Genomic DNA, 12,484 nt, shown 5'->3' with positions numbered 1-12,484 from the left:
GGGTACCCTCCGCCCGTGCTGCTGGCGCTGGACGAGACCGCGGTCGGCGAGTGGTGCCGGACGGCCGTCGCAGCGCTGTCCGAGGCCCGCGCCCGGCTCGACGACCTCAACGTCTTCCCGGTGCCCGACGGCGACACGGGCACCAACCTGCTGCTCACCGCGCAGGCCGCGCTGGCCGCCGTCGAGCAGGAGTCCGGCCGCACCACCGAGCCGGTGTGGTCGGTGCTCGCCCGGGGGGCGGTGCTCGGTGCGCGGGGCAACTCCGGCACCATCCTGGCCCAGCTGATGCGCGGCATGGCCGACCAGCTCGCCGGCCAGTCCCCCGCGGACGGGCCCGCGTTCGCCGCCGCGCTGCAGAAGGCGGCCGACACCGCCTACGGCGCGGTCGCCGACCCCGAGGAGGGCACCTTCCTCACCGTCGCGCGCGGTGCGGCGGAGACCGCGGTCGGCTGCGTGGCCGGGGGCCGCACGGAGCTGGCCGACGTCGTCACCGCCGCGGCCGACGGCGCACGGTCGGCGCTGGAGAGCACACCGGACCAGCTGGCGGCCCTGCGCGAGGCCGGGGTGGTCGACGCCGGCGGGGCGGGGCTGTGCGCCGTCCTGGACGCGCTCGTCACCACGGTGACCGGTGTGGAGCCGGCCCGGCCGCCGCTGGCCCGTCGCACCCCGGCCGGCCACCGGCACACGCACCGGCACGACGACGTGGACGCCCCGCACCAGCCGCCGCCCGGTCCGGGCAGCGAGGTGCAGTACCTGCTCGCCGACGCCGACGAGGCCGCCGTCGCCCGCCTGCAGGAGCGGTTGGCCGGGCTGGGCGACAGCCTGGTCGTCGTCGGCGTCGACACCCCGACGGGGCGTGAGTGGAACGTGCACGTGCACGTCTCCGACGTCGGGGCCGCGATCGAGGCCGGCATCGAGGCCGGGCGCCCGTACCGGATCTCGGTCACGCCGCTGGCGCCGGTGCCCCCGCCGGCCCCCGTCGCCGGGCTGCGCGCCGTGGTCGCCGTCGTGCCCGGCGAGGGCCTGGCGGAGCTGTTCGCCGGCGAGGGGGTGCGCGTCGTCGTCTGCGGAGCCGACGGCGTCACGGAGGACGACGTCCTCGACGAGATCGTCGCCTCGGCGGCCGAGGAGGTCGTCGTGCTGCCGAACGACCCCGCCCTCGCGCCGGCGGCCGGTCGCGCCGCCGCCCGGGCCCGCGAGCTCGGCCGGGACGTCGGGGTCGTGCCGACCCGGTCGCCGGTCCAGGGCCTGGCCGCGATCGCGGTCGGCGACCCCGAGCGGCGCTTCGGCGACGACGTCATCGCCATGGCCGAGGCGGCCGCCGCCACGCGGTGGGCCGAGGTCACCGTCGCCGAGCAGGAGGCGCTGACCAGCGCCGGGCGCTGCCAGCCCGGCGACGTCCTGGGGCTGGCCGAGGGTGACGTCGTCGTCATCGGCGCCGACCACGCCGCCGTGGCGTGCGAGCTGCTGGACCGGCTGCTGTCGGCGGGCGGTGAGATGGCCACGCTGCTGGTCGGTGCGGACGAGGCGCTCGGCGACGCCGTCTGCGCCCACTTGTCAGCGGTGCACCCCACCATCGAGGTGCTGAGGTACGCCGGCGGCCCGGGAACGGCGCCGCTCCAGGTGGGGGTCGAGTGAGGGGGAGGCGCCCGAGGTGGCCGTGACGCTGCAGACGCCGCTGGCGCGGGTGCTCGGGCCGAAGACCGCCGGCAGCATGGCCGAGCAGCTGGACCTGCACACCGTCCGCGACCTGCTGCGCCACTACCCGCGGCGCTACGCCCGCCGCGGCGAGATGGCCCGCCTGGACGACCTGCAGGTCGGCGACCGGGTCACGGTCCTGGCCCAGGTGAAGAGCGTCGAGACCCGCCGGATGCGCCAGCGCCGCGGATCGCTCACCGAGGTGACCGTCTCCGACGGCGGCAGCACGCTCAAGCTGGTCTTCTTCAACCACCGGCACGCCCACCTCGGCCCCGGTGAGTGGGGGCTGTTCGCGGGCACCGTCGGGCAGTACCGCGACCGGCTGCAGCTGACCCACCCCGACATGCACCTGCTGCGCGGGGACGGCGACGACGACGACTGGGCCCGCGCGCTCGTGCCCATCTACCCGGCGAGCAAGGACGTCTCCAGCTGGGTCATCCAGAAGTCGGTCAAGCTGCTCCTGGGCGCCGGCGGCGGGCTCGGTGACCTCGTGGTCGACCCGCTGCCGGAGGAGATCCGCGCCCGGCACGGCCTGCTGCCGCTGGCCGCCGCGCTGCTCGACATCCACCGCCCCACGACGTCGGAGGACATCGAGCGCGCCGAGCGCCGGCTCAAGTGGGACGAGGCGCTCACCCTCCAGCTGACCCTGGCCGCGCGCCGGCGCGCCGCGGCGCTCGAGCCCGGCGTGGCCCGCCCCCGGCGTCCCGGTGGGCTGCTCGACGCCGTCGACGCCGCGCTGCCGTTCGCGCTCACCGAGGGGCAGCGGGAGGTGGGGGAGGAGCTGGCCGGCGAGCTGGACCGCGACCAGCCGATGCACCGGCTGCTCCAGGGTGAGGTCGGCTCCGGCAAGACCGTCGTCGCGCTGCGGGCCATGGCCCAGGTCGTCGACGCGGGGGGCCAGGCGGCCCTGCTGGCGCCCACCGAGGTGCTGGCCGCGCAGCACGCCCGCGGCATCCGCGAGCTGCTCGGGCCGCTGGGGCGGGCCGGCGAGCTGGACGGCGACCCCGAGGGCACCCGCGTCGTGCTGCTCACCGGCTCCCTCAAGGCCGCCGCCCGGCGCCAGGCGCTGGCCGAGGTGGCCGAGGGGCGCGCGGGGATCGTCGTCGGCACCCACGCGCTGCTGCAGGAGGCGGTCGAGTTCGCCGACCTGGGCCTGGTCGTCGTCGACGAGCAGCACCGCTTCGGCGTGGAGCAGCGCGACGCCCTGCGCGCCAAGGGCACCCGCCCGCCGCACGTCCTCGTCATGACCGCCACCCCCATCCCGCGCACGGTCGCGATGACCGTCTACGGCGACCTGGAGACCTCCACGCTCCGGCAGCTGCCCAGCGGCCGCGGGGGCGTCTCCAGCTCCGTCGTCCCGGCCGCGGAGAAGCCGGCCTGGCTCGACCGGGCGTGGGCGCGGCTGCGCGAGGAGGTCGCGGCCGGCCGGCAGGCCTACGTCGTCTGCCCGCGGATCGGTGACGTCAGCGGTCCCGACGACCAGCCCGAGGACGCCGACGGCGCCCCGGAGGAGAACCCGGGCAGCGACCGCAGGCCGCCGCTGGCCGTGCTCGACGTCGCGGAGCTGCTGCGCGCCGGCCCGCTGGCGGGGCTGCGGCTCGACGTGCTGCACGGCCGGATGACGCCGGAGGAGAAGGACGCTGCGATGCGGGCCTTCGCCACGGGGGAGACGCAGGTGCTGGTGGCCACCACGGTGGTCGAGGTGGGTGTCGACGTCCCCAACGCCACCGTCATGGTCGTGATGGACGCCGACCGGTTCGGCGTCAGCCAGCTGCACCAGCTGCGCGGCCGGGTGGCCCGGGGCAAGCACGCCGGGCTCTGCCTGCTCGTCAGCGAGGCGCCGACCTCCTCGCCGACCGGGCTCCGGCTGGCGTCGGTGGCGGCGACCTCGGACGGCTTCGAGCTGGCCCGGCTGGACCTGGAGACCCGGCGGGAGGGCGACGTGCTGGGCGCGGCGCAGTCCGGCCGGCGCTCCGGCATCCGGCTGCTGTCGCTGCTGGAGGACGAGGAGCTCATCGCCGAGGCCCGGGCCGTGGCGACGGCGCTGCTGGCCACCGAGCGCGGGCTGGCCGACCACCCCGGGCTGGCGGCGGAGGTGGCCGCGCTGGCCACCGACGAGCGCGCCGAGTACCTGGAGAAGGCGTGACTCGTCTGATCGCCGGGCTCGCCGGGGGGCGGCGGCTGCAGGTGCCGGCCACCGGGGTGCGGCCGACCGGCGACAAGGCCCGCGGTGCGCTGTTCAACTCGCTCGGGTCGCTGGTCGACCTCGACGGCGCCGCCGTCCTCGACCTCTACGCGGGCTCCGGCGCCCTCGGCCTCGAGGCGCTCAGCCGCGGCGCCCGGTCGGTCGTGCTCGTCGAGTCCTCGCCGAAGGTGCTGCCGGTGCTGCGGGCCAACGTCGCCGCCGTCGGGCTGCCCGGCGCGCGCGTCGTCCCCGGCTCGGTGCCCGCGGTGGTCGCCGGCCGGGCGCCGGAGCCCTTCGACGTCGTCCTCGCGGACCCGCCGTACGACACCCCGGTCGCCGAGGTCCTCGGCGTGCTCACCGGCCTGGTGGCGGGTGGATGGCTGGCCCCGGAGGCGGTCGTCGTCGTGGAGCGGTCCAGCCGCGAGCAGCCGTGGGAGTGGCCGACACCCCTCGCCGGGCTGCGTGACCGCCGCTACGGGGAGGCCGTGCTCCGGTACGGTCGGCTGTCGTGAGACGCGCCGTCTGCCCCGGTTCGTTCGACCCGGTCACCAACGGCCACGTCGACGTCATCAACCGCGCCGCCGGGCTGTACGACGAACTCGTCGTCGCCGTGCTGGTGAACCCCGGCAAGGCCGGTCTCTTCCCGGTCGAGGAGCGCATCGAGCTGCTCCGCGAGGCGGTCGCCGACCTGCCCACCGTGCGGGTGGACAGCTTCCAGGGCCTGCTCGTCGACTACTGCCGGGCGCACGACATCCCGGTGATCGTCAAGGGGCTGCGCGCGGTCAGCGACTTCGAGTACGAGCTGCAGATGGCGCAGATGAACCGCGAGCTCGCGGCGATCGAGACGCTGTTCGTGCCCACCGCACCGCAGGTGGGCCACCTCTCCTCGAGCCTGGTCAAGCAGATCGCGATGTTCGGCGGCGACGTCTCCCGGCTCGTGCCGAAGGCCGTGGACGACCGGCTGCGCGAGCGCGCCCGGGAGCAGCGGTCGTGACCCGGCCCGGGCGCACGCACACCACCGAGGTCGTCTACCGGCTCTACGAGACCGTCGACGAGCTCACCACCGTCATCGAGAACGCGCGCAGCGTGCCGATGTCCGGCTCCTGCATGGTGCCGCGCGACCACGTCCTCGACCTGCTCGACGACCTCCGGGAGTCGCTGCCCGAGGACGTGCAGGCCGCCGGGGCCATCGTCGAGCAGCGCACCGAGATCCTCCAGCAGGCGCAGGCCGAGGCCGAGCGGTTGACCACGGTCACCCGCGAGGAGAGCGAGGCGCTGCTGGCGCAGAGCCGCCGGCAGCGCGACGAGCTGCTGGGCGTCGCGCGCCGGCAGCGCGACGAGCTGCTCGAGCAGGCCCAGGCCGACGCCGAGCAGCTGCTGGTCGACGCCGAGGCCGAGGCCGAGCGGCTGCTCGCCGAGGCGCGGGTGCACCGCGAGGTCATGCTGGGCGCCGCCCAGGAGGAGCACGAGCGGCTGATCACCGAGACCGAGGTCTACCGCGGGGCGGTCACCCGCGCCGACGAGCTGGGTGCCCAGGCGCACGCCGACGCCGCCCGGGTGCGGGCCGAGGTCGACGAGTACGTGGACACCCGGCTGGCCGACTTCGGCACCACGCTGGAGCGGATGCTGCGCTCGGTGGAGAAGGCCCGCACCACGCTGCGCGAACCCTAGAAGGACCACCCTGCCCCCCCCCGGACCTCGCTCCGCTCGCCCCGGGCCCCTGCAGGGCGGCCGTTCCAGTCCGTCGCGGTCGGGTAGTCTGTTGCACTGGTCCGACCGCCGGTGGCCCGTCCCCGGCCGGCCTCCTCCCACTGCCTACCGCGAGTACCGACATGCCTGCCGCACCTGCGCACCGCCGAGACGCCGCGTCCCCCGGGGACCGGCGTCCCGCGAGCAACCCCTGGAAGATCGACCTCCGGGAGCTCGGCCGCCGGGCGGGGTCGATGCAGGAGGTCGACCGCACCGTCCCCGCGCCGGAGGAGTGGAAGGTCGAGCTGATCGGCGTCCCCGCCGGCGCCGACGTGCACCTGCGGCTGCGCCTGGAGTCGGTCATGGAGGGCGTGCTCGTCTCCGGTGAGATCGAGGCGCCCCTCGTCGGCTCCTGCGCCCGGTGCCTCGAGCCGATCGAGGACACCCTGGTCCTCGACGTCCAGGAGCTGTACGCCTACGAGGGCAGCACCACCGAGGCCACCAGCGAGGAGGACGAGGTGCGCCGCGTCGAGGGCGACTTCCTCGACCTCGAGCCGATGGCCCGCGACGCCGTCGTCCTCAGCCTGCCGCTGTCGCCGGTCTGCGACGAGGACTGCGGCGGCCTGTGCGTCGGCTGCGGCCAGCGCGTCGACGACCTCCCGCCCGACCACTCGCACGAGCTGACCGACCCGCGCTGGGCCGGGCTCGCCGAGCGATTCGCTTCCTCGCCGGACACCTCCGGTGACGACACCCACAAGGAGAACTGATCGTGGCCGTTCCGAAGCGGAAGATGTCCCGCGCCAACACCCGCATGCGCCGCTCGCAGTGGAAGACCAGCGCTCCCACGCTCTCGCCGTGCCCGAACCGCGCCTGCGGCGAGCTCAAGCCCCCGCACGTGGCCTGCCAGAACTGCGGCCAGTACGCCGGCCGCCAGGTCCTCTCGGTCTGATCCCGGACCGCACTCCCGTGGGGACGACGGCCGCCGTGACGCACCCGATCGAGGGTGCGGCGGACGGCCGTCCCCCGGGTGGGGTCGAGCACGCCGAGCGCTCGGCCGGCTGGCTGCGCGACGCCCTGGGCGTCGAGCTGCCCGGCGGCCTGCTCGGCCTGGCGATGACCCACCGCTCGTTCGCGTACGAGAACGGCGGCCTGCCGACGAACGAGCGCCTGGAGTTCCTGGGCGACTCGGTGCTCGGGCTGGTCGTCACCGACGAGCTCTACCGCAGCCAGCCGGACCTCCCCGAGGGCCAGCTGGCCAAGCTGCGTGCCTCGGTGGTCAACATGACCTCGCTGGCCCGGGTCGCCCGCCGGCTCGGAGAGGGCGGCATCGGCCCGCACCTGCTCCTCGGCCGCGGTGAGGAGACCACCGGCGGGCGGGACAAGGACTCGATCCTCGCCGACGCGCTGGAGGCGCTGATCGGGGCGATCCACCTCGGCTGCGGGCTGGGTACCGCCTCGGAGATCGTGCACCGGCTGTTCGACCCGCTTCTGGAGGAGTCGGCCACCCGCGGCGCCGGCCTGGACTGGAAGACCAGCCTCCAGGAGCTCGGCGCCGAGCTCGGGCTGGGTGCGCCCAGCTACCTGTCGGAGGACGAGGGCCCCGACCACGCCAAGACGTTCACCGCGTCGGTGGTGCTGGGCGGCACGGTCCGCGGGCAGGGGCGGGGCCGGACGAAGAAGGCCGCCGAGCAGGAGGCCGCCGAGGCGGCCTGGCGCGCGCTCAAGACCGAGGCCTGACCGCCGTGCCGGAGCTGCCCGAGGTCGAGGTGGTCCGTCGCGGCCTGGCGCAGTGGGTCGCCGGCCGCACGATCGCCGCCGTCGAGGTGCACCACCCGCGCGCGGTCCGCCGGCACCTCGAGGGCACCGAGCACTTCGTGCAGGCGCTGACCGGACGCACCCTCACCGCCGCCCACCGGCGCGGCAAGTACCTGTGGCTGCCGCTGGCCGAGCCGGACGGCACGCCGTCGGACCGCGCCCTGGTCGGCCACCTCGGCATGAGCGGGCAGCTGCTGGTCGAGAAGCGCTCGGCACCGGACGAGACGCACCTGCGCGCCCGGTTCACGTTCACCGACGGCGGGCGCGAGCTGCGCTTCGTCGACCAGCGGACGTTCGGCGGGCTGGCCGTCGAGGACTCCCAGGGGGGCGGGATCCCGCAGCGGCTGGCGCACATCGCCATCGACCCGCTGGACCCGTCGTTCGACACCGACGCCTTCACCACCCGCATCCGACGGCGGCGCACCGAGGTGAAGCGGGCGCTGCTGGACCAGACGCTCATCGGCGGGGTGGGCAACATCTACGCCGACGAGGCGCTGTGGCGGGCCCGGCTGCACGGCGCCCGGCCGACCGACAAGCTCACCCGCGGCCAGGTCGCCGACCTCCTCGACGGCGTGCGCGACGTGCTCAGCGAGGCGCTGGAGCAGGGTGGCACCTCGTTCGACTCCCTCTACGTCGACGTCAACGGGCAGAGCGGCTACTTCTCGCGGTTCCTCGCGGTGTACGGCCAGGTCGACCGGCCCTGCCCCCGGTGCGGCACGGCGATCGTCCGCGAGCAGTTCATGAACCGGTCGAGCTACAGCTGCCCGGTGTGCCAGCCGTCCCCGCGGACCCGGCGGAAGCCGGCAGAGCCGCGCCAGCGCCGGTCATGAGCCGTCGTGTGGTCGCGCACGTGTCGGGCTCCGTGCAGGGCGTCGGCTACCGCTGGTTCGTGCGCGGGCTGGCCGGCGACGCCGGCGTCGCCGGATCGGCGACCAACCTCCCCGACGGCAGGGTGGAGGTCGTGCTGGAGGGCGACGACGACGCGGTCACCGCGGTCCTCGCGGCGCTCGACGGTCCCACCGCGCCGGGTGCCGTCCGCCACGTCGAGGTCCGGGACGAGCCGGTGCGCGGGGAGCGCGACTTCACCATCGGGTGACGAAACAGACACCAGCCCGACACGGTGAGTAGGCAGAGTGGCCGTTGACCTGTGCATGCGGGCCTGTCACCCTGGGAACACCAGTACCCGCGCCGACCGTTCACCGGGGCGCCGGTCACATCCCCTCGAAGTCTGAAAGGCCGTTCCAGCCATGGCCAAGGCCCTGTTCGGTCACGTCGTCGCCCCGTCGCAGCTCCGGGTGGTCGAGGAGAACGCCGTCCTGCGGGCGAAGGTTCGACGGCTGGAGCAGGAGCTCGAGGAGCTGCGCGCGCAGCGCGACGCCGCCATCGCCCACGAGCTGCTCTCCCTCGCCGGCGACACCGAACCCGTTCTCGCCTGACGCACCACCCGCACCACGCGCCCCTGATCAGGGGCTGATGCGGGCTAGAGTGCCTATCCCGTGCACCTCTCCAGCCTGACGCTCAAGGGCTTCAAGTCCTTCGCGTCCGCCACCACGCTCCGGCTGGAGCCCGGCATCACCGCCGTCGTCGGCCCCAACGGGTCGGGCAAGTCCAACGTCGTCGACGCGATCTCCTGGGTCCTCGGCGAGCAGGGCGCGAAGAGCCTGCGCGGCGGCAAGATGGAGGACGTCATCTTCGCCGGCACCGCCGGCCGCCCGGCCCTCGGCCGGGCCGAGGTGACGCTCACGATCGACAACACCGACGGCGCGCTGCCGATCGAGTACACCGAGGTGTCGATCACCCGCCGCATGTACCGCTCCGGCGAGAGCGAGTACGAGATCAACGGCGACAAGGTGCGGCTGCTCGACGTCCAGGAGCTGCTCAGCGACTCCGGCATCGGCCGCGAGATGCACGTGATCGTCGGCCAGGGGCAGCTCGACGCCGTCCTCTCCGGCCGGCCCGAGGACCGCCGCGCCTTCATCGAGGAGGCCGCCGGCGTCCTCAAGCACCGCAAGCGCAAGGAGAAGGCCCTCCGCAAGCTCGACGGGATGCAGGCCAACCTCGACCGGCTGGCCGACCTCACCGCCGAGCTGCGCCGCCAGCTCAAGCCGCTGGGCCGCCAGGCCGAGGTCGCCCGCCGGGCGGCGGGGGTGCAGGCCGACCTGCGCGACGCCCGCCTGCGGCTGCTGGCCGACGACCTCGTGCAGCTGCGCGACGCGCTGGACAAGGACGTCGCCGACGAGACGGCCGCCCGCGAGCGCCGGACCGCCGTCGAGCGCGACCTCGCCGTCGTCGCCCGCCGGGAGTCGGAGCTGGAGCGCGAGCTGGCCGCCAGCGCTCCGCAGCTGGCCGCGGCGTCGGAGACCTGGTACCGGCTGTCGGCGCTGACCGAGCGCTTCCGCGGTGTGGCGTCGCTGGCCGCCGAGCGCTCCCGCCACCTCGCCGCCGCCGCACCCGCGGCCACCGCCGGGCGCGATCCCGACCAGCTCGACGCCGAGGCCGACCGCGTCGCGGCCACCGAGGCCGAGCTCGCCGCCGGCCTGGAGGCCGAGCGCGGCCGGCTGGCCGCCGTCGTGGCCGAGCGCGGCCGGCTGGAGACCGCCCTCGCCGAGGCCGAGAAGGCCTGGGTCGCCGCAGCGCGGGCCCTGGCCGACCGCCGGGAGGGGCTGGCCCGCCTCTCCGGGCAGGTCGCCGCCGCCCAGTCGAAGGTCGCCGCCGGGCAGTCGGAGATCGAGCGGTTGGCCGTGGCCGCCGGCGAGGCTGCCGACCGCGCCGAGGTCGCCGCCGAGCGGCTGGCCGAGCGCCGCGGCGCCGCCGAGGAGCAGGAGGACTCCGACGTCGCGCTGGTCACCGCCCACCAGGACGCCGTGGCCGCGCACGCCGCGGCGGCCACGGTCGTCAGCGAGCTGACCGCCGCGGAGCGGGCCGCCGAGCGCGACCGCGCGTCCTGGCAGGCCCGCCGTGACGCCCTGGCCCTCGGTCTCACCCCGGCCGACGGCGCCGCCGCGGTGCTCGCCGCCGGGCTCCCCGGCGTGCTCGGCCCGGTGACCGAGCGGCTGACGGTGCACCCGGGCGACGAGGTGGCGCTGGCCGCCGCCCTGGGCGGGATGGCCGACGCCGTCGTCGTCTCCGGCGTCGCCGAGGCCGCGGCCGCGCTGGCCCACCTCGGCGGCAGCGGCGGCGGGCGTGCGGGCCTGCTGGTCACCGGCGGCCTGCCGCCCGTGCCGCGCGAGGGGTGGCCGGAGCTGCCCGCAGGCGCCCGCTGGGCGCTGGACGCGGTCGAGGCGCCGGTCGAGCTGCGCCCCGCGCTGGCCCGCGCCCTGGAGCGCGTCGCGCTCGTCCCCGACCTGACCGCCGCGGTGGGGCTGGTGCGCACCCACCCGCGGGTGCGCGCCGTGACGGCCGAGGGCGACCTGCTCGGCGCCGACTGGGCGCTGGGCGGTCAGCGCGACGCGCCGTCCAACCTCGAGGTGCGCGCCCGGGTGGACGAGGCCGAGCGCGAGCTCGCCGCCGCGGTGACCCGGGCGGCCGACCTCGCCGACCAGCTCGCCGCCGCGCGGGAGACCGCCCGCGCCCGCTCCGCCGACGTCGACACCGCCCTGGCCGCCCGCCAGGCAGCGGACAAGGGGCGGTCCGCCGTCGCCGCGGAGCTGGCCGAGCTCGGCGCGGCCGCCCGCTCCGCCGCCGCGGAGGCCGAGCGGCACCGGGCCGCCCGCGTGCGCGCCGAGGGAGCGGTCGAGCAGGCGCAGGTCGCGCTCACCGGGCTCGAGCAGCGGCTGGCCGAGGCGCAGAGCGCGCCGGTGGAGGAGGAGCCCTCGACCGAGGAGCGCGACCGGCTGCGCGCCGAGGTGTCGGTGGCCCGCCAGTCCGAGACCGAGGCCCGGCTGGCCGTGCGCACCGCCGAGGAGCGGGCGCGGGCGCTGCACGGGCGCGCGGAGTCGTTGCGCCGCCAGGCCCGCCAGGAGCGCGCGGCCCGCGAGCGGGCGGCCGCAGCGCGGGCGGCCCGGGAGCGGGGCGCCGCCGTGGCCGAGCGGGTGCGCGCCGACGCGGAGGTGGCACTGGTCGCGCTGGGCACGTCGCTGTCCCGTGCGGCCGCCGAGCGGGACGCGCTGGCCACCAGCCGCGCGGCCGCCGAGGCCGAGCTGCTGGAGGTGCGCGGCCGGGTGCGCGCGGCCACCGCCGAGCTCGACCGGCTGACCGACGAGGTGCACCGCGACGAGGTGGCCCGTGCCGAGCAGCGGCTGCGCATCGAGGCGCTGGAGGGACGGGCCGCGGAGGAGTACGGCGTCGACCTGCCCACGCTGGTGGCCGAGTACGGCCCGGCCGCCCTCGTGCCGCCCACCCCGGGGCAGGAGGCCGCCGCCGAGGCGGCGGGGGAGCCGGTTCCCGAGCCGGTGCCCTACGAGCGCGCCGTGCAGGAGCGTCGCGCGGCCCGGGCCGAGCGCGACCTGGCCACGCTGGGCAAGGTGAACCCGCTGGCGCTGGAGGAGTTCGCGGCGCTCGAGGAGCGGCACGCCTTCCTCGCCACGCAGCTGGAGGACCTCAAGACCACGCGCCGCGACCTGCTCACCGTCGTCCGCGAGGTCGACGAGCGGATCCACGACGTCTTCGCCACCGCCTTCGCCGACGTGGCCCGGGAGTTCGAGGGCGTGTTCGCCACGCTGTTCCCGGGCGGCTCCGGCCGGCTGGTGCTCACCGAGCCCGACTCGATGCTCACCACCGGCGTCGAGGTCGAGGCGCGGCCGCCGGGCAAGAAGGTCAAGCGGCTGTCGCTGCTGTCGGGCGGTGAGCGGTCGCTGACCGCCGTCGCGCTGCTGGTGGCGATCTTCCGCGCCCGGCCCTCGCCGTTCTACGTCCTCGACGAGGTCGAGGCCGCGCTGGACGACGTCAACCTGGGCCGGCTGCTCACCCTGGTCGAGCAGCTGCGGTCGACGTCGCAGCTGATCGTCATCACGCACCAGAAGCGGACGATGGAGATCGCCGACGCCCTCTACGGCGTGAGCATGCGCGGCGACGGCATCACCGGCGTCATCAGCCAGCGCCTGCGCGAGCTCGAGACCGCCTAGCGGCCCCCTCCAGGGGCCCGCCCCGAGCCCACGA

Annotated in this window: 12 protein-coding genes; all 12 read left to right on the top strand. The window is 76.2% G+C overall.

Features of this window, described 5'->3' with window-relative positions; translation table 11 throughout:
* The first annotated feature begins 15 nt into the window (after positions 1-15).
* The 12 genes from DQ241_RS12235 to smc all read left to right on the top strand — a co-directional run bounded on the left by DQ241_RS12235 (position 16) and on the right by smc (position 12,450).
* Entirely contained in the window at positions 16-1,638 is a 1,623-nt protein-coding gene (locus DQ241_RS12235) for a DAK2 domain-containing protein (RefSeq protein ID WP_113830497.1), read from the top strand.
* Positions 1,639-1,660: 22 nt separating this feature from the next.
* Entirely contained in the window at positions 1,661-3,844 is a 2,184-nt protein-coding gene (gene recG, locus DQ241_RS12230; protein WP_233492392.1) for an ATP-dependent DNA helicase RecG, read from the top strand.
* Positions 3,841-4,395, top strand: coding sequence for a 16S rRNA (guanine(966)-N(2))-methyltransferase RsmD (rsmD, locus tag DQ241_RS12225; protein ID WP_113830495.1), 555 nt, complete (start codon positions 3,841-3,843; stop codon positions 4,393-4,395). Before recG ends, rsmD begins: the two co-directional genes overlap by 4 nt.
* Positions 4,392-4,877, top strand: a complete 486-nt coding sequence (gene coaD, locus DQ241_RS12220) for a pantetheine-phosphate adenylyltransferase (RefSeq protein WP_113830494.1) — start codon at positions 4,392-4,394, stop codon at positions 4,875-4,877. Before rsmD ends, coaD begins: the two co-directional genes overlap by 4 nt.
* Positions 4,874-5,554 carry a hypothetical protein gene (locus DQ241_RS12215; protein ID WP_113830493.1) on the top strand — a complete coding sequence of 227 codons (681 nt, stop codon included), beginning with the start codon at positions 4,874-4,876 and terminating at the stop codon, positions 5,552-5,554. Before coaD ends, DQ241_RS12215 begins: the two co-directional genes overlap by 4 nt.
* Positions 5,555-5,715: 161 nt before the next feature.
* Complete coding sequence (locus tag DQ241_RS12210; RefSeq protein WP_113830492.1) at positions 5,716-6,339, top strand: DUF177 domain-containing protein; 624 nt, start codon at positions 5,716-5,718, stop codon at positions 6,337-6,339.
* 2 nt (positions 6,340-6,341) lie between these two features.
* Entirely contained in the window at positions 6,342-6,521 is a 180-nt protein-coding gene (gene rpmF, locus DQ241_RS12205) for a 50S ribosomal protein L32 (protein ID WP_113830491.1), read from the top strand.
* A 47-nt stretch (positions 6,522-6,568) separates the two neighbouring features.
* Positions 6,569-7,309: a ribonuclease III gene (gene rnc / locus DQ241_RS12200; protein WP_370444380.1), complete on the top strand. Its 741-nt coding sequence runs from the start codon at positions 6,569-6,571 to the stop codon at positions 7,307-7,309.
* Positions 7,310-7,314: 5 nt separating this feature from the next.
* Complete coding sequence (gene mutM, locus DQ241_RS12195; protein WP_113830489.1) at positions 7,315-8,217, top strand: bifunctional DNA-formamidopyrimidine glycosylase/DNA-(apurinic or apyrimidinic site) lyase; 903 nt, start codon at positions 7,315-7,317, stop codon at positions 8,215-8,217.
* Positions 8,214-8,483 (top strand): acylphosphatase, encoded by a 270-nt coding sequence (locus DQ241_RS12190; RefSeq protein ID WP_113830488.1) that lies wholly within the window; start codon positions 8,214-8,216, stop codon positions 8,481-8,483. Before mutM ends, DQ241_RS12190 begins: the two co-directional genes overlap by 4 nt.
* 151 nt (positions 8,484-8,634) lie before the next feature.
* A complete protein-coding gene (locus DQ241_RS12185; protein ID WP_113830487.1) occupies positions 8,635-8,823 on the top strand; it encodes a hypothetical protein in 189 nt (62 codons plus the stop codon).
* A gap of 60 nt (positions 8,824-8,883) precedes the next feature.
* Positions 8,884-12,450 (top strand): chromosome segregation protein SMC, encoded by a 3,567-nt coding sequence (gene smc / locus DQ241_RS12180; RefSeq protein ID WP_113830486.1) that lies wholly within the window; start codon positions 8,884-8,886, stop codon positions 12,448-12,450.
* The last annotated feature ends 34 nt before the right edge of the window (positions 12,451-12,484 follow it).

This window comes from Blastococcus sp. TF02A-30, assembly GCF_003319185.1.
Classification (GTDB): Bacteria; Actinomycetota; Actinomycetes; order Mycobacteriales; family Geodermatophilaceae; genus Blastococcus.
Note: the sequence above shows the minus strand (reverse complement) of the source record. Positions and strands in the feature narration are given on the sequence as shown.

Coding starts and splice junctions, on each gene's coding strand:
- DQ241_RS12185 (WP_113830487.1), top strand. CDS start 8,635: ATGGCCAAGGCCCTGTTCGGTCACGTCGTCGCCCCGTCGCAGCTCCGG.
- DQ241_RS12210 (WP_113830492.1), top strand. CDS start 5,716: ATGCCTGCCGCACCTGCGCACCGCCGAGACGCCGCGTCCCCCGGGGAC.
- DQ241_RS12190 (WP_113830488.1), top strand. CDS start 8,214: ATGAGCCGTCGTGTGGTCGCGCACGTGTCGGGCTCCGTGCAGGGCGTC.